Origin of the sequence: Carboxylicivirga linearis (assembly GCF_018271995.1) — a bacterium.
Taxonomy (GTDB): Bacteria; Bacteroidota; Bacteroidia; order Bacteroidales; family Marinilabiliaceae; genus Carboxylicivirga; species Carboxylicivirga linearis.
In genome coordinates this window covers 29,460-48,544 of sequence record NZ_JAGUCO010000005.1, presented here as the reverse complement: position 1 = coordinate 48,544, position 19,085 = coordinate 29,460, and the positions used below count along the sequence as shown (strand labels likewise).

Below are 19,085 nucleotides of genomic sequence, written 5' to 3'. Positions count from 1 at the left end.
AAAAACAATGAGTATTCAATTAAAAAACAATTGCAAATACGCTTTAGTAGTCCCCACCAGCATGGGTGTACGTATTACTCCGCCCAATGGTCAGCCAGTACATAGCAGCGATCAGTTTACCATGTATGCAACCAGTGCCGAAACCAATGTGGCCAGCATTTCTTCATATCTGGGATTACCCGTTAAGGTATTAACCAAATTTGTTCAGGCTAGTCCGGTTGCTGAGTTCATCAAAAGTAATCTTAAAGCCCGTCATATGGACTTCGAAGGTCCGGAAGTACCACAGGGCGGTCCATGGGGATATCGTCATCAGTTTAATATTGCTGATAGTGGATATGGATCAAGAGGTCCCCGTGTTCAAAACGATCGAGCCGGTGAGGTAGGTCGCACATTAAGCATCAAAGATTTTGATCTGGAGAAACTATTTGGTGAAGAAGGCGTTCAGATTGTTCATCTTTCAGGATTAATAGCTGCTCTTTCACCAGAAACCAGTCAGTTTTGTCTAGAGCTAGCCAGAGCTGCAAAGAAACACGGAACGCGAATAGCGTTTGACTTGAATTACAGAGCTACCTTCTGGAAGGGGCGCGAAAAAGAATTAGCAGAGATCTTCTCAGAGATTGCATCTGTTTCTGACATATTGGTTGGAAATGAAGAAGACTTCCAACTTTGCCTGGGCATTGAAGGTCCTGAAGCCGGTGGTGAAGGACTGCAATCAAAAATAAATAGTTTTAAAGAGATGATTACCCGTGTAAAGGCAACTTATCCGGGAGCATCAATTTTTGCAACTACATTACGCGAAGTAATTAATACCAACCAACACCTATGGGGTGCTATTATGCTTGAAGATACAAACTGGCATGTAATTGAACCTCGCCAAATCAACGTATTAGATCGCATTGGAGGCGGCGACGGATTTGTTGGAGGACTGCTCTATGGTGTTCTTAAAGAAATGCCATCAGAAAAAGCCATGCAATTTGGATGGGCATCCGGAGCTTTGGCAACCACATTTCTTACTGACTATGCTCAACCTGCCGACGAGGCAATGGTTTGGAGTATTTGGGAAGGTAATGCGCGTGTTCAACGATAATTATCAAGTAAAACAACAGCAATGATTTATTATCAAAAAGGATCGGAAACTACGGTTTTAAGTGATGCTGATTTACAATCGGGATTATTTGAAGCTCTTGATAAAATTGGAACCAAAGAAAAAGTTTTAGCTATACCGCCCGATTATACGCGTTATCATTCAAAAGCCGGTGAATTAACCACTTTTACGTACGAGTATTTCAAAGAACGACTCACAGATGTCCTTCCTGCATTAGGAACACATGCTGCAATGACCGCTGAAGAGATTGACCATATGTTTAAAGGTGTACCTTCTTCACTTTTCAGAGTTCACGACTGGCGAAATGATGTGGTTACCGTTGGCGAAATTCCTGCAGATTATGTTTCTGAAGCAACTGAAGGATTGGTGAATTACACCTGGCCTGCTCAGGTAAACAAAATGCTTCTCAACGGAGGTCACGATCTGATTTTGTCCATTGGCCAGGTAGTACCGCATGAAGTAATTGGAATGGCCAACTACAACAAAAACATTTTTGTGGGTACCGGCGGATCAGAGGGCATCAATAAAAGTCATTTTGTAGGCGCTGCTTATGGTATGGAACGTATAATGGGCCGGACACAGTCACCTGTGCGTCAGCTTTTAAATTATGCATCCGATAATTTTACAAACCATTTGCCCATTTTGTATGTTCTTACTGTTATTGGAAAAGACGAAAGTGGTCAATCAGTAACTCGCGGACTTTTTGTTGGCGACGATGTTGAAGTTTTTGAACAAGCAGCTGCTTTATCATTAAAAGTTAATTTTAAGATGGTTGAAAAACCACTAAAAAAAGTAGTTGTTTATCTCGATCCTTCAGAGTTTAAAAGTACCTGGTTGGGAAATAAAAGTATTTATCGAACTCGAATGGCCCTGGCCGATAATGCTGAGTTAATAGTGTTAGCTCCAGCTTTAAAAGAGTTTGGTGAAGATGCAACCATCGATCAGTTAATTCGAAAATATGGCTATTGTGGTACACCTGCAACCCTTAAAGCCATTGAAGAAAACGATGATCTAAAAAACAATCTGGGTGCTGCTGCTCACCTGATGCATGGAAGTAGTGAAGGACGTTTCTCCATCACTTATTGTCCGGGCCACTTAACCAAAGACGAAATTGAATCTGTGAACTTCAGGTATGCTCCGTTGAATGAGATGATGGATCGGTATAACCCTGACAAATTAGTTGATGGATACAATAAACTGCCCGATGGCGAAGAAATTTATTATATTTCCAATCCGGCAATGGGTCTTTGGGCACATCCCGATCGATTTAAAGATTAATAAAAATAACCTTCAAGAAGTATGAAAGCATTATCAGACATAGGATTAGTTGGTTTGGCTGTAATGGGCGAAAACCTTGTACTTAATATGGAAAGCAAAGGTTTTACGGTTAGTGTTTTTAACCGCTCAACCGAAAAAGTAGATAAATTCTTAGCCAATCGTGGTAAAGATAAAAATATAAGAGGCGCACATAATCTCGAAGAATTTGTAGCTTCATTAGAACGTCCGCGCAAAATAATGTTGATGATTAAAGCCGGACCAGCAGTTGATGCTACCATTGAATCCATCCTTCCTTATCTTGAAAAAGGAGATGTTTTAATTGATGGTGGTAATACGCATTTCCCGGATACTAACCGACGTACAAAATATTTACAGGAAAAAGGAATTTTATACATCGGAACTGGTGTTTCCGGCGGTGAAGAAGGAGCCTTATTAGGTCCATCTATTATGCCGGGAGGATCAAAAGAAGCATGGCCATTGGTAAAACCAATTTTCCAATCAATTGCCGCCAAAGTAGAAGACGGATCGCCTTGCTGCGATTGGGTTGGTGAAGACGGAGCCGGTCATTTTGTTAAAATGGTACACAATGGTATTGAATATGGTGATATGCAATTGATTACCGAAGCGTACCAGATTATGAAAGATCTGCTAGGCATGTCGGCTGACGAAATGCATGAAGTATTCAAGGAATGGAATACAGGTGACTTAGATAGTTACCTAATAGAAATTACCCGTGACATCCTGGCCTTTAAAGATGAAGACGGAGAACCACTGGTTGATAAAATTTTAGACACAGCGGGACAAAAAGGAACCGGAAAATGGACTGGAGTAGCAGCTCTTGATTTAGGTATTCCTTTAACACTAATTGGCGAAGCTGTTTTCTCTCGTTGTCTATCGGCAGTTAAAGAAGAACGTGTTGAAGCCTCTAAAATATTAAGCGGCCCTACCCCTACTTTCACTGGCGATAAAAAGCAATTAATTGATGATTTACGCGATGCATTGTTTGCTTCAAAAATTGTATCGTATGCACAAGGTTATGCTCTTATGCGAGAAGCTGCCAAGGAATACAATTGGGATTTAAATTATGGTGGAATAGCTTTAATGTGGAGAGGCGGCTGTATTATTCGCTCTGCTTTCTTAGGTAAAATTAAAGAAGCTTTTGATGCCAATAATAGTTTAGCCAACTTATTACTTGATCCTTATTTTAAAGATAAAGTTGAAAAAGCTCAGGCCGGATGGAGAAGAGTGGCTGCCGCAGCTTTAACCAATGGAATTCCAGCTCCTGCAATGACAACTGCCTTAAATTATTTTGATGGATATCGTTGTGATCGTTTGCCTGCCAATTTACTACAGGCTCAACGCGATTATTTCGGAGCTCATACATATGAACGTATTGACAAACCTCGTGGGGAATTTTTCCACACCAACTGGACAGGACGAGGAGGAGATACCGCATCCACGACTTATAATGTATAAACTTAAATACTGACTAAATGGCTAGTAACCAAAACAAAATGACGAACTACAGATGGGCAATCTGTTCACTTCTGTTCTTTGCAACAACAATTAATTACCTGGACAGGCAGGTACTGTCTTTAACCTGGAAGGATTTTATTGCTCCTGAATTTCATTGGACCGACTCGGACTATGGTAATATTACAGCCTTGTTTTCCATATTTTATGCTATTGGACTATTAGTAGCTGGTCGATTCGTTGACTGGATGGATACCAAGAAAGGATTTCTTTGGGCTATTGGAGTATGGTCTGTAGGTGCTATACTACATGCATTCTGCGGAATTGCTACATCAGGTATCGTAGCAGGAGAATGGTTTGTTGGATTTGAAGGCGCCCTTCATGCAATTGAGAAAGTAAAAGATGTTGGACTCATTGTTAGCGTTAGTGTAACCTTGTTCATTTTTGCACGCTTTGTTTTAGCAATTGGTGAGGCAGGTAACTTCCCTGCTGCCATTAAAACAACCGCTGAATACTTTCCAAAGAAAGACCGTGCTTATGCAACCAGTATCTTTAACGCAGGTGCAACAGTTGGAGCTTTAGCATCACCATTAGTAATTCCTGTTATTGCTCACTATTACGGATGGGAAATGGCATTTATTCTAATTGGAGCTTTAGGATTCATCTGGATGGGATTCTGGGTTTTTATGTATAAAAAACCTCATGAACACCCAAAGGTAAATTCTGCAGAATTAGAATACATTAACCAGGATGAAGCTGAAGTAAAAAGCTCTGATGTAAAAACAGAAAAAGCAGAAGGTAAAATTGGTTTCTGGGACAGCTTCAAATACAAGCAAACCTGGGCATTCGTTGTTGGTAAATTCATGACCGACGGTGTTTGGTGGTTCTATTTGTTCTGGACTCCTGCCTATATCAGTGATGTTTACGGATTAACATCGGATACCGGAATGGCACAAATTTTATTATTTGTATTATATGCAATTACATTGCTATCTATTATTGGAGGATGGTTACCAACCTACTTTGTTGATAAGAAAGGTATGAATCCTTATGCAGGACGTATGAAATCAATGTTGATTTTTGCTTTCTTCCCACTGTTGGCTTTATTAGCTCAGCCATTGGGTGCTTATTCGTACTGGTTCCCTATCATTATAATTGGTATTGCAGGAGCGGCTCACCAGGCATGGTCAGCTAATATCTTCTCAACTATTGGTGATATGTTCCCAAAGTCATCTATTGCAACTATCACAGGAATTGGTGGTATGGCTGGAGGTATTGGTTCAGCATTCATCAATAAAGGATCAGGTCTTTTATTTGACTACTCAGCCGGATCTACATTGGTAGATAATATTGAGGTTCCTATGACTACTGAACTATTAGAGAAAGGTGCTCAATTTGTAAGAGAACCAATGAATTTCTTGGGTTTTGAAGGAAAACCTTCTGGTTATTTCATTATCTTCTCAATTTGTGCTGTAGCTTATTTAATAGGTTGGGTAATCATGAAGAGCTTAGTACCACAATACAAACCAATTGTTGTAGAATAATTTATTATTCTAACTAAAAATTAAATAATGTACCGGGAGCTTATAGCTCCCGGTTTCCCATAAAAGATCTATGAACGGCAGAAGAATCCGAATTAAGGATATAGCAGAAAAAGCGGGAGTTTCCATTGGTACGGTTGACAGGGTTTTACACAACAGAGGCGAAGTTAAAGCAGACACTAAACAACGCATCTTAAAAATTGCCAGAGAACTGAATTATCAACCCAATATTGCTGCACAAGCTCTTAAATCACCCACTGCCTATCGGATTGCCATTCTAATACCACAAAGTTATGGTGATAACCTTTTTTGGGATCAACACCCGGTAGGAATACAAAAAGCCGTTGAAGCAGTTCAACCCTATACTGTACAAACACGCTTTTATCGTTACGAGATGTATAACACATCTGATTTTGAAGCAAAAACAAACGAAATTAGGGAATGGAATCCCAGAGGTGTGATTTTTGCCCCCATCATGAAAAAAGAATCAGACACCTTCTGCCATCAGCTCGATGATGCAAATATTCCATACGTATTTATTGATACATTTATCAATAATACCAATTGTCTCGCCTTTTTAGGAGAAGATGCCTTTCAGAGCGGCAGAGTAGCGGCAAGTCTGATTGATATGGGCATTAGTCGAGATAAAGACATTTTAATTGTTAACACGGCTAAAAATTTAGAAAATACCGAACACTTGAATAGTCGAAACCAAGGTTTCTTAAGCTATTTTATGGATGCTGGAATAAATATAGGAAAGAAAATAAGTATTGAAATACCTACGGCACAAGCTGATGTTGTTAGTAATGTACTGGATCCAATTTTTAACCAATCAAACAATATAGGTGCCATTTTGGTTTCAAGTTCCAGAACCTATGCTGTTGCCGAATACCTTAATCAAAAAGGTTTAAGAGAAATATTTTTGGTAGGATATGAATTATTTGGTAAAAATGTAACCTACCTGCAACGACGAGTGATTCAATTTTTAATTGGTCAACGTCCGGTTGAACAAGCTGAAAAAGCTTTTAAAAAGCTGTTTGATTATCTGACATTTAACACAATTCCTGAAAAAAAGGAATTTCAGCCCATTGATATTATCAATGCTGAAAATATGGGATTATTTTAGGGAAAAGGGTAATTGATATAACCCCCAGACAAGGTTATAACAAACTAAAATAAAACCTAATGCCACAGGCATATTAGTGAAACTAAATAAATCAACAGTTATGAAAAAATTATCAAAGTACTCATTTGGCGTTGGCGACCGTTTTGGCCATCAAGGCGAAGCACAGTTAAAAGCTGTTATGAAGGTACATGAACTGGGTTACGACATTTGCCCGGTTTGGAATAAATCTAACCGCGAACATATTACCATTGGTACGCATCCTGATGACGTAAGAGTAGAGGCTGATGCCAGTGTTAAAGCTCAAGGTTGGGATAATCTATATTTTGTAGATGCCGACCATATTAACCTGGAAACCGTAGATCGCTTTTTACCATCAGCCGATTTTTTCACCATTGATGTAGCCGGATATATAGGCGAGCCATCTGATGAATCGGATCTGGAAGCATTTGTTGACAGCTGTTCTATTTATATTGGCAAAGTAACCATTAATGGTATTGCCGAACCCTTTGAGGTTTCTCGTGAGGACATAAAAAAAATAGCCAGACAGTATTTATTTGCTGCAAAAAAGGCTGGCGAGATATATAAAATCATTGAAAACGACAAAGGTAAAGGAAACTTTATAACTGAGGTTTCAATGGACGAAGTACCCAAACCTCAAACTCCAATAGAGCTATTTTTCATCTTAAAGATGTTAGCAGCCGAAAACATACCGGTTCAAACCATTGCACCAAAGTTCTCGGGTCGTTTTAATAAAGGTGTAGATTATACGGGTAATCCATTGGATTTTGCCAAGGAATTTGAACAGGATTTGATGGTACTGGATCAATGTGTTGCTGAATTCGGGCTACCTGCAGAAATTAAATTAAGCGTTCACTCCGGATCTGATAAATTCTCTATCTATCCCCATATTGGAAATATTATTAAAAAGCTGGATAAAGGAATACATGTTAAAACAGCTGGTACAACGTGGCTTGAGGAAGTAATTGGCTTATCAATGGCAGGTGGTGAAGCACTTCAATTCATAAAGGATTTGTATGGAAAAGCACTGGATAAGATTGACGAATTATGCGCTCCTTATGCCGATGTAATAGATATTAAAACAGATCAATTACCCGATAAAGATACCATTGCCGACTGGAGCGCTGATGACATGGCCAATGCCATTCGCCATATTCCAGATCATCCGCAGTACAATTCTAATATGCGTCAGTTAGTACATGTTGCTTATAAACTTGCAGCGCAGCAATCAGATGTGTACCTACCTTTGTTAAAGAAACATTCTGACATTATTGGTAATTGTGTATTTGAAAATATATACGATCGCCATTTAAAACGTCTATTCAATCTTAATTAAGAAGTAGTTTATAATTATACAATAAAAACGAGGCAGCTAACTAGCTGCCTCGTTTTTTATGCATGAAAAAAGGCGCTCCCTTCGGAGCGCCCCGATAAAAATCCTATGAGAGTTTACCAAGCACTTGTTTTACTTACTTTGGTTGTTTTACTGGTTCCATCTTCGAAAAGATCCTGTTTGATATAAATACCTTTTGGTAATACATCATAGCTGGTTGAAACCAATACTCCATTAATACTATAATATTGCGTTTTAATTACTTCTTTAAGCACCTTAACATCATCAATGGCTGTTGCAGTTGCAACTTTTAAAGCATAAATATTAAAACCACTACTTTCTGAAAATACATAGATAGTGTTAGCCTCACCAGTATAATTAAATTCGTATTTACCTATGTCACCACCAACATGAGTAAAACGACCAATCTCTGTTTGTTTACCATCAACTGTAAACAAAAGATTGCGTTCTGAAGATGAAGATGATGTCATACCATAAACAGTTATTAATTTAGGTCCATCTACACTAAAAGATAATATACGTCCAACAGTAGTTACATTATCATCATCCCATGTGCCTGAACCATTAAACTTAAGGCGATGAGTAAATTCATATCCATCAATTGATTTGCTATTCTCCTGAAGTGTAATGTCTTTTTCTGCAGTACAATGAAAAGTAAGTCCTGATATAGTTTGATTTTCTACTATATCAACACTTGTTGAACCTTCAGCAATTAAACCTGTAAACTCGGCATCACTAAAGTTCCACTCTTGTCCATAAGAATAAATTGCGCAAAAAGCACATAGTAAGGTTACGTAAATTTTTTTCATAATCATTCTGATTTTAGTTATTAATAAAAAAGTTTGTACTCTTTGCAATGTACCTATTACCCGGGCTTTTAGTGAGTGACAATCTATCAGAACAAGGGGGTCAAATGATTATTTTAAGGTTATTGTATTCATTATACGAGTAAACAGATGATTTATAAATACGAAACTCATTTCTATAAAGACATAAATCTGAAAAGCACTTTTCAAAGTTGTTATTGATACAGTTATTTGAACACCCTCTATTAATGTAAAATCTGTCAAGCTATTTTAGGGAATTACAGGGCAAGAAGCCACTTATGCCCATTGGTAAGTCACTTTTAAGGACCAGAGAAGCGCTCCCCCCCCAAGTAAGTTACTTTTATGCCGTTGAAATGTACTTTGAGGTGTTCGGGCAACGCTTTTAAAGATAAAAAAAGCCCGCAGAAACGTATACTACAGGCTTGTGATTCTATGAATTAAGCATTCTATTGCTTTATAAACAATACCCCCTGATTTCCTTTTGAAGAGCTCAATTGCAGTACATACACCCCTTTGGAATAATCTGCTATATTCATTTCACCATAGCACCTGGATGCCTTGGCTGGCAACTCTTTTTGATCCATAACTGTACCGTTTACAGAAACTATGGTAACTGTAACTTTTAATGGTAATTCGCCAGCTTCGTAACTAAAACGGAGTTTTGAAGCAACAGGGTTACCGTGCAAAACCGGTTGGTAAATATCTTCATCCGTTTCTGGATTAAAAATACCTGTTCCATTATAATTTGTTTCAAAAGCCCCTAAATCCGGTGCCTCACCAAAGTAATCGTATCCCAAATCGGTACCACCATCAATCAAATCGCTTCCTTCAGCCAGTTTAAAAACATCCAGATCGGGCAAACTACCATCTGCCTTGCGTGGCCCAGAAACACCAGTTGTATCAAGGCTAACAAAATCATTTTCAGTACAGGTAAAACCACTACTCCAGCTGTTGGTTTGTTGAAGTGCATAATTTAATTTGACCTTACTACTTCCATCCACCGAAATTGAATTGATAACCTCTGCTTCTTTTCCGCTGTTTACAGCATAGGGTATAGAATAATTATATCCTTTGTTTCGATATGATGTACTATTATAGAAGAACATATCCCCTTTATTATTATTCTGATCAAATCCTTTGGCTTTATTATCAAAGGCCACACAATTAATAAGGGTAAAGTTGTGCATAAGCGTTTTATCATCACTTCCACCCACTTTAAATCCGTTACCATTTGCACTTGCACCACCATCAGATCCGTCAAGGAAATAGCCATTCATCCAGGTCCAGCAATTTTCTAATACAGTACTAACATCATCGGTATCTCTTAAATAACCGTCCCAGCCATCGTCAACGTTCAACCATGAACGGCATCCGTAGAAATAATTGTTATTTCCTACATTCATCTTACAGGCAAAACCATCTGCATCGCCATAATCGGTTGGATCAGCATTACCATAACTATCGCAATTAATAATATTGTTTTCGGCAGCTCCGTTTCCTAATTGCAAACCGGTGTCCTGATTTTCGTAAAAAATACAATTTTCGACGGTATTGAAACTACCCGATATAAACATACCATTATCTCCGGCCCTGCGAACTACCAAATCCTTGATTATCCAATAATCGCCACTTAAGCTAAAACCACGGTTACTGCTGCTTAATGCCATATCAGAGAAATCGATAATGACCTTTTCTTTTTGATAAGCCATCATTTGAATAGGACTTTCCGCTGTTCCATTGCGGCTTAAACTAATTTTAGCAGCATATTTATACTCACCTTCACGAATATAAATAACATCTCCGGCAACCGCCTTACTAATAGCGGTAGTTACCTTAGCAAACGGCTCATCCAACGATGTTCCGGTATTGGAATCACTTCCCGTTGTTGCCACGTAATAGTCTGTTGCATGTGCCGAAATTGCGGCTATCATCAGCAACATTATAATCAGGTAATTCTTTTTCATAAAATACAGGATTTAGTTTTTAATTTAAGCAGGGATTTGTAATGAATTATAGTGTGACACCACTTTTAAAAATGGCAATCTCTTTAAAATCTGTCATTTCGTGATGTAGTCGTTTACCACTGGCCACATCAATCAGATATTGGGTGAACTTCTTACGTACCTCATCCATGTCGGCTCCTTCTACCAAAACACCAGCATTAAAGTCCATCCACTTCGATTTATGTCTGAACAGTTGCGTATTAGTTGCTACCTTTACTGTTGGCACAAAGCTTCCGAAAGGTGTACCTCTACCTGTTGTAAATAATACCATTTGACAACCTGAGAAACCTAAAGCTGAAGCAGCTACTAAATCGTTACCAGGAGACCATAACAAGTTCAATCCATTTTTGACAATCGGATCGGCATAGTTCAATACATCATTAACGATTGCTGTACCACCTTTTTGCACACATCCTAATGATTTTTCTTCTAAAGTGGTAATGCCGCCGTTTTTATTGCCCGGAGAAGGATTTTCGTAAATAGGTTGATCATGACTACGGAAATAATCCTTAAATCCGTTTATCATCGAAACTGTTTTATCAAATACCTTTTCCGTATCAGCTCTATCCATCAATAAGGTTTCTGCACCAAACATTTCTGGCACTTCGGTAAGCACAGTTGTTCCGCCCTGTCCTACTAACCAATCGGAGAAACGACCTAATAAAGGATTAGCCGTAATACCAGAGAAACCATCGCTACCACCACATTTTAAACCAATGCGAAGTTTTGATACTGGTTGAGCTGATCGTTTATCTTGTTTCATCACTTTTGCAAGCTCTTTAACTATCTCAAGTCCAACTTCCACTTCATCTTCCACATCCTGAGATACCAAAAACTGAATTCGATTCTGATCGTAATCGCCCATCACCTCTTTTAATGATGATATTTGGTTATTTTCACAACCCAGGCCTAAAACCAATACTCCACCAGCATTCGGATGCTTGATTAACTGAGCAAGCGCCCTTTGTGTATTGTTATGGTCGTCTCCTAATTGCGAACATCCATACTGATGCCCCATAACAACCACATCATCTATATTCGACAAATCGGCTTCTTGCTTCAACTGATTAGCAATAAGACGAGCCTGTCCATTTACGCAACCAACAGTAGGCACAATCCAAAGCTCATTTCGGATTCCAACCTCACCATTAGTTCTTAGATATCCATCAAAAGTTAAACCTTCATCAGGCAAGTCAATAGCCTTTCCGTTAGGATTGTAACAATACGATAAATTATCTCCCAAGCCAGTGCGCAGGTTTTGAACATGAATATGATCTCCCACATTAACATCGGCTTGAGCAATACCAATAGAGGCGGCATACTTTAAAATATGCTCGCCTTTTTTAATTGGTTTTATTGCAATTTTGTGTCCCTGAGGCACATCATCATTCACATTAATCTCAAATCCGTCAGCCACAATCTTATCCCCTTTACTAATTGGTTCCAGGGCAACCACAACACTATCCTCAGGATGAATTTTTATACAACTTTTCATTTACTATGCTACTTTTTCCAATACTGTTTTAATACCATCATTTAAAATGGCATTCACATATTCAGTTACTTTTTCAACAAACCCATCAACCGCTTTTAAGTCAACACCCCATACTTGCTGGTTACTTAAAATGGCCTCCACTTTGGCATCAGTACTTTTATCGCTTTGCCATTCATTTTGAATAAACTCTACATACTCAGGTGTATCGGTAACACTAAAAGTTAAGCCATTGTATTCTCCCTTATAAAAAACCAATAAAGCAGCCATCGAAAAAGTTAATCGCTTTGGTAATTCTCCTGTTCTTTTTAACGAATCGATAACAGAAGGAAGATCTCTGGTAATCCACTTTGAAGTTGAATTCAATGAAATATCTTTCAAATAATGCTTGATGTAAGGATTATAGAATCTTTCTAAAATTTCATCAGCAAATTGCTTTAAAGCTTCAGGATCACCTGCAATGTTAGGACTTACTTCTTCGCTCACCATGTTTTGAATAAAATCTGAAATCAGCTTATCGTTAAATGATTCCATAACGGTTTGATGACCGCTTAACAATCCAACAGGTGTCATGGCAGAGTGTGAACCATTTAAGATTCGCACTTTCTTATCACGAAACTGAGTCATATCGTCCAACCATACTACATGTAATCCGGCTTTATCAAAAGGAAATTTTTCTCTTACCACCTGAGGTGCTTCAATGGCCCACAAATGGAAATATTCACCCACAACGACCAGGTTATCTTCATATCCTAGCTCTGACTGAATTTCTTTGATGTTATCTTTCGGAAATCCGGTTACGATACGATCTACCAAAGTACTGCAGAAATGACAATTCTCGTTCAACCATGAAGTAAATCCTTCGCCTAAGTTATTTTGCTCAGCCAATTCAAACACAATCTCTTTTAATGCATCTGCATTTTTTTCAATTAGCTCGCAGCAGAAAAAAGTTACTCCTTTATCGGCAGCACCGTTAAAATGTTCGTATCGCTGATACAGTAACTGACAAACTTTACCAGGAAATGATTTTGGTGGCTTGGCATAAATATCTTCATTCTCAACGCGAGAAATACCTGCTTCTGTTGTATTTGACACAACCAGTTCCAAATCAGGACTTAAAAAATACTGTTGATACTTTTCGTATTCGCTGTAAGGATTGATAGCGTCCTGAACACAGTCAATTACTTCAGTTGAAGTAATGGGATTACCATCTTTTACTCCTTCCAACTTCACATGATACAGACAATCCTGCTCCTTCAACATTGGTACTAAACCATTCTCAAGTGGTTGAACAATGACTACTCCTTTATTAAAATCAATCTCTTTGTTTGCTTTATTGATCATCCAATCAACAAAAGCTCTTAAAAAATTACCCTCCCCGAATTGTAAAATTTTTACGGGATACTCTTCACGATTTAATGTTTTGCTATTTAAATTCTGCATATCTAGTTTGTTTATTATTCACTAGTGTATTTTCCGTGTGCAAATAAAAATCCTTTTCAGATAAAAAATATGGAATTGCGTACAGAATAATTTGTATTCTGCCGCATATGCTTTTATTATGTGTGTGGCTATTTCCCCTTGAATAAAGTAACTGAAAAATCCGTGGTAAATTTACTCAATTACAAATCTAATTTATGCCTTGATCTAGTAAATAATTCAAATAAACTTCCAAATTTGTAAAGTTGCTGTCTAGTATTTTTTCTTTGTGATCAGATGAGTCTGTTGGATCCAATCCATTGGCTAATTCCCAATCATCATCCATACCATCATTATCAAAATCTTTAATTTCGTTGTATTGTTCCAAAATCGGATATCCTTCTGTATCATTTTCAGAATCGATGATTCCTGTTCCTGCACCGTAAGCTCCTCCAAACAGAGCAGTTCCTTCCTTCACTTCCTGAATAATACGCGTATCAACTACATCGCGTTTTATACTGGAACCTACATCTGCCAAAACAGACTCATAAGCATCTTCAGCTGTTTCTGTTTGTATTTCTCCTATTTCAAATGGGGTAGAAACCAGTTGATCATCTTTACTTCCAATGGTATTTTTAATGTCTATTCCGAGATAATTATTACTAGTTACTTCGCTGTTATTAAATACGTAATTCCCATCAATAAACCATTGCCCGTCTTCCGGGTAATCAGAGTCATTTCTGCCACCATATATTTCAACTATACGATGCGTTTTATTGCTGGCAGTTGCCGGTCCAGGCTTATAATAATTATTAACCATGTTGATTTTTCCACCTTCGCCACCATAAGCACTATTATCACCCCAGTTATACAATACGTTATTTCGAAAATCAACTAATTCAGTTTCACGTGTACTCCAATGGAAACGTGCTCCACAAAAACGTGGATTACGACTGGTATGATGTACTAATAAATTATGATGAAAAGTAGCTCCCATACCTCCCCATATACCTCCATAACTATGATCTCCTTTAGGATGAGTAGATCGATAAAAACTTTCACTAATCAGGCACCATTGCATTGTAAAATTTGTATTATCATAAAAACTGGCAACTTCATCATTCCCCCAACTAAAAGTACAATGATCAAAAATGATATTTTTACAATTACGTCCCCATGCAGCATCATATTCTCCATACCCTTTAGCTGCTCTGAAACGAACGTAGCGGATAATTACATTTTCCAATCCGTCTTTAATCTGCATATAATTTCCTGCTATGCATATTCCATCACCAGGTGCAGACTGACCTGCAATTGTTAAATGGTTCTGACTGATAACTAAAGGTGAATTTAATTCAATGGTTCCTGAGACTCGAAAAATTATGGTTCTTGCTCCTGTCTGACTAAGGGCATATCTCAAGCATCCTGGTTGGCTGTCATCAAGCAAATTATCAACAAAGAAAATTCTACCTCCTCGACCACCTGTAGTATATCTTCCATACCCTTCTGCTCCCGGAAAAGCATCAACATCTCCTATTGGCTCTGGATCAACAGCAGTTGAACGCTCAACTGTGACACTTAATGTCTCTGATTTTTGTTGCCCCAATTCATCAATAGCTTCTATTCGAACTCCTGTGGTTGCTGTTTGATATGAAACGGCAAAACTGAAATCGTAAACAAAGCTTCCATCAGCAATGGATATTTCTTCAATTACGGTTTCAGTGCTACCGTTAACTCTATAGGCTTTGATGTTGGTTAAAATATTGTCTGATGTAACCTGCCCCGAAACGATAGGTTTATAAGTTGCTATATCAACACTGAGTGGATTGGGATTATCAAAAGTAATTTCAATGGTTGATGGCTCTTCTGTATCATTACTTTTATCAGAACAACTATAAAAAGGAAGAAAACAGATTAACAAAAATAACAGGTTGTTTTTCATAACAAATAAGATAAATGGTATTACACAATACTAAAAATTTGGGCACATTCCGTAAAGAATGTGCCCAAAAATAAATGGGTTAATTTTAATACCAGCGGGGATCACCAGCTTCTATTCCTTCCATTAGGAATGTGTAATTATTGTTTTCAGGATCTGTCCACAATTGAGTTGAACTTGCTCCCAGATCAATACATAATTCTACAATTGAATATCCGGAATTGAAAAAGTCTGTTGTGACATAAGTATTAGAAATAGCCAATGTTACATCATCAGCAACTCTGATACCACTTATTGAAGGATCGTCACCATATGTAGTATTACCAAAAATACAATTAGTAACCTCAACACCTTCTGTTATTACAGCATTTCGTATATCCATTAGATATCGCCCTGAAGCATATGGTACTTTATTAAATGTACAGTTTTCAACAATAATACTTTCACAAGCAATGGCATCATCGTAGCGAATAAAGTGACAGGCAAACTCACTAAGTGTTGTATTAGTAATTTTAACAATTGTTGCATTTGTATTTGTTTCTGTTGCACAGAACACTCCATAACTACCGCTACTTCCTCCTAAATTATTTATAATACAATCGTCAATACTAAATTCTCCAATGGTTTGATCATCACCACCACGTAAACGTATAACTTGTCGACCCAGATTATACATTTGACAGCTCTGGAATTTAATCTTACCTATATTACAACTTTCTCCCTCCTGATCAAATATTCCGCGTATCTGGCCTGTATTTTCATCTAAGTTGTAATATCCGTCAAAATGTAGTTTTTCTAGAACAATTGAGTCAGCTGGCGTTAAGCCTGAACCGATAACAAACATTCTGTTACCCTCAGTTAGGTACAAAGTTGGTTTCTCTCCGTCTAAGGCCTTAACTTTTATACTTTTTGCAATTTCATATTCGCCAATAAAAGGATAATCACCACCCGCTTCTAATACTATTACATCTCCTGGTGCAGCAGCCGTAATAGCAGCAGTTATATCAGCACCTGAACTTAATAATACGTCGCCTTCCATGGCATAATCCTGAAATCCTCTTACTTTTTCACCATTTAATAAGTGAATTGTATAAAAGTCATTAGGCAAATCAGTAAAAGTTTTAGTTCCGGCAGCCATTTCATCTTCCGAAATATCCTCAGTTAGTTCGCCTGATTCTGAGATGAATTTCATCTTTGTTACCATCTTACCCGGAGTCCAGCTAATGGTTATTTCACCTAAAGCTGACATAATAATATCATAATTACTGAACAAATTCTCCGGAAGTGATCGGAATGCAAGAGTTGCCCATTTAGACTCATTGGCAGTGCTACTTATTCCTTTCACTCTTACAGAGTATTGACTATCTCCTGCAGGTAACTCATACACATATGGTATTTCATCTGGTGACACATTCGCCGTATGAATAATATTGTTGTATTGCAAACTATCATCGCTAATCTCTAGGTCATAAGAATCAATTCCTTTATTGAATCCCCAACTTATTGATACTGTAGTTTGATTACTAATTTGAGTTGATAATTCCAGAGGTGTAAACACCCGATCAAATTCCAACTCCTCAATCACAGGATCAATATTATCATCGCAGGCATTAAATACTAATAATGAAACAATGCCTATTAGCAATCCTATATATTTAAATGATTTATTCATTTGTTTCGTTTTTTAAATTCCTAATAAAACAATCTTATTCCAAAGGATCATTCGTTAACATTCCGTTACTTGAGTCAATAAACACTTGCCAAATTGGCCAGAATTGATTCTGATCAGGATTATTGGTATAAAGCAATTCGATTTTTTCATCGTTTATTTTACTTGGCGATAACCATAATCCATCTCCATCATCCTCTGTGTTAAATTGATATGTATAATCACCTGACTTATCATCAGTCTCTCCTCTTTCTAAACCATAAATATCAAGTGTTTCTCCATCATCCAGGTAACTATAGTAAAGAATTGAAGGAACATCTGCATAATCACCAACCTGATTACGAAGTTGATCCATTTTACCTTTTGCTTCATCCATTTTTGATTTCAACATACCCCAACGAATAAGAGCCATTTTTCTTTCCATCTCTCCACAGAACTCAAAAGCATGCTCTTCAACTATGGCATCAAACATATCTTCCTCTGAACCAATAGCATCAACATAAGTATCAACTTTCTCTGCCCAATCAGCTTCTTCAAAAGCACGACGACGAATTTTTTTCAAATGTGGAGCTGCCGCAGCCGGACCATTCAGATAATTTTCAGTTTCGGCAGCCATCAATAACACTTCGGCGTAACGCATATAAATTTTGTTTAATCCATCATCGTTTGTTGAAGTTACTCGACGTGTCATCCATTCATAGCGCCATTTACCAAAATACCAAGTATCCACACCTTCCAACTCCTGATAAGCAGGATTAGACTGACTCCATGTATAAGGTACACAAGTAATATCACGACGAGTATCTTTTGAATCAAAATCGTAATAAACATTAGGTAATGGACCGTAAGTTCCTCCTCTAGGCTGTGCAGTATATTGATCAGCTACCTGATGAGGCACTCCATAGGTAAATAAATGACGACCACGTCCTTCAGCAAAAGGAACTTCCCATAGCGATTCATTTCCGGCAGTAATTACTTCTTCACAGTTCTTTCTCCAAACCGTTTCAAAACTAGATTCGAGATTAACAAAACTACCTTCATGAGCAATTATATCATTACATTCTTGCAAAGCAATTGGGTACAAAACATCTCTTGCTAATTCAGGATCGTTACTACGACGAACAATGTCTCCTCTTTGCGAATAGCCGGAAGCCCATAAACAAAGACGTGCACGTAAGGCTTTTACAAAGGCTTTATTCACCTGCTCGGTAGTGGCTGTCAGTTCCGATGCTCCTGGCCATGCCACCAATATTGCCGCTTCTTCCAAATCAGCAATCAATTGTTTGTAAATAACATCACGATCACTTTTAGGAAGATATATTGTTTCAGATGTTATAGGTTCGAAACGAGCAACAATATCACCGTGAGCTTTTAATAAATCGGAATAGTAAATAGCACGCAAAGTAATTGCTTCACCTAATAATTGCCCCATTTCAGTACCCGGTTCTGGCTCTCCATAGGCTCTTAAACCTCTGATACAAGTATTGGCACGTTCAATTCCGGTATAAAGCATTGCCCAATACACATTGGTTCTGTTCATATCTGTATTAGTAGCAGAATTTATGTATCGCGACAGATCAGAACGAGCACTTGAACTTGTTGTATGTACCCATTCAATATCAGTATTGGTTCCGTAATGAGTCAGAAAACGTCCTCTGTAAGAATTCGTTTGTCCCATCACTTCTTTTATTCCATCAACTGCTCCTTTTGCCAATTCATACTTTGAGAATATGATCGACTCATCCATAGTCGATTGAGTAGGAGCATCCAGATAATCTTCGCAGGATACTAGCACCCCGGCGAATAATAAAATTAATATATATGTTATATTTTTCATGTTC

At 37.8% G+C, this 19,085-nt stretch carries 13 protein-coding genes; 6 read left to right on the top strand and 7 right to left on the bottom strand.

The features are described from left to right. Positions 1 to 7 precede the first annotated feature (7 nt). The 6 genes from KEM10_RS09095 (at position 8) to KEM10_RS09070 (ending at position 7,877) form a co-directional block, all read left to right on the top strand. Positions 8 to 1,087, top strand: coding sequence for a sugar kinase (locus KEM10_RS09095; RefSeq protein WP_212215678.1), 1,080 nt, complete (start codon positions 8 to 10; stop codon positions 1,085 to 1,087). Between the two features lie 21 nt (positions 1,088 to 1,108). Beyond that, positions 1,109 to 2,383, top strand: a complete 1,275-nt coding sequence (locus KEM10_RS09090; RefSeq protein WP_212215677.1) for a lactate racemase domain-containing protein — start codon at positions 1,109 to 1,111, stop codon at positions 2,381 to 2,383. A 21-nt stretch (positions 2,384 to 2,404) separates the two neighbouring features. Next, the gene (gene gnd, locus KEM10_RS09085) at positions 2,405 to 3,859 is read left to right on the top strand and encodes a decarboxylating NADP(+)-dependent phosphogluconate dehydrogenase (protein WP_212215676.1); all 1,455 of its coding nucleotides are present in this window, start codon (positions 2,405 to 2,407) and stop codon (positions 3,857 to 3,859) included. Positions 3,860 to 3,876: 17 nt separating this feature from the next. Beyond that, positions 3,877 to 5,400 (top strand): MFS transporter, encoded by a 1,524-nt coding sequence (locus KEM10_RS09080; RefSeq protein ID WP_212215675.1) that lies wholly within the window; start codon positions 3,877 to 3,879, stop codon positions 5,398 to 5,400. Between the two features lie 70 nt (positions 5,401 to 5,470). Continuing rightward, positions 5,471 to 6,523: a LacI family DNA-binding transcriptional regulator gene (locus KEM10_RS09075; protein WP_212215674.1), complete on the top strand. Its 1,053-nt coding sequence runs from the start codon at positions 5,471 to 5,473 to the stop codon at positions 6,521 to 6,523. A 100-nt stretch (positions 6,524 to 6,623) separates the two neighbouring features. Beyond that, positions 6,624 to 7,877 (top strand): tagaturonate epimerase family protein, encoded by a 1,254-nt coding sequence (locus tag KEM10_RS09070; RefSeq protein WP_212215673.1) that lies wholly within the window; start codon positions 6,624 to 6,626, stop codon positions 7,875 to 7,877. 113 nt (positions 7,878 to 7,990) lie between these two features. Here the strand turns inward: KEM10_RS09070 and KEM10_RS09065 are convergent, their stop codons facing one another. From KEM10_RS09065 to KEM10_RS09035, 7 genes are all read right to left on the bottom strand, one after another. Then, on the bottom strand, positions 7,991 to 8,704 hold the full coding sequence (locus KEM10_RS09065) for a hypothetical protein (RefSeq protein WP_212215672.1): 714 nt from the start codon (positions 8,702 to 8,704) through the stop codon (positions 7,991 to 7,993). Between the two features lie 464 nt (positions 8,705 to 9,168). Then, a complete protein-coding gene (locus KEM10_RS09060; RefSeq protein WP_212215671.1) occupies positions 9,169 to 10,686 on the bottom strand; it encodes a right-handed parallel beta-helix repeat-containing protein in 1,518 nt (505 codons plus the stop codon). A 46-nt stretch (positions 10,687 to 10,732) separates the two neighbouring features. Further along, positions 10,733 to 12,220 carry a UxaA family hydrolase gene (locus KEM10_RS09055; RefSeq protein WP_212215670.1) on the bottom strand — a complete coding sequence of 496 codons (1,488 nt, stop codon included), beginning with the start codon at positions 12,218 to 12,220 and terminating at the stop codon, positions 10,733 to 10,735. 3 nt (positions 12,221 to 12,223) lie between these two features. Then, on the bottom strand, positions 12,224 to 13,660 hold the full coding sequence (locus KEM10_RS09050) for a tagaturonate reductase (RefSeq protein ID WP_212215669.1): 1,437 nt from the start codon (positions 13,658 to 13,660) through the stop codon (positions 12,224 to 12,226). A 187-nt stretch (positions 13,661 to 13,847) separates the two neighbouring features. Continuing rightward, the gene (locus KEM10_RS09045) at positions 13,848 to 15,578 is read right to left on the bottom strand and encodes a pectate lyase family protein (RefSeq protein WP_212215668.1); all 1,731 of its coding nucleotides are present in this window, start codon (positions 15,576 to 15,578) and stop codon (positions 13,848 to 13,850) included. Between the two features lie 85 nt (positions 15,579 to 15,663). Next, a complete protein-coding gene (locus tag KEM10_RS09040) occupies positions 15,664 to 17,247 on the bottom strand; it encodes a DUF5123 domain-containing protein (RefSeq protein ID WP_212215667.1) in 1,584 nt (527 codons plus the stop codon). Between the two features lie 34 nt (positions 17,248 to 17,281). Then, positions 17,282 to 19,081 (bottom strand): RagB/SusD family nutrient uptake outer membrane protein, encoded by a 1,800-nt coding sequence (locus KEM10_RS09035; protein ID WP_212215666.1) that lies wholly within the window; start codon positions 19,079 to 19,081, stop codon positions 17,282 to 17,284. Positions 19,082 to 19,085 lie beyond the last annotated feature (4 nt).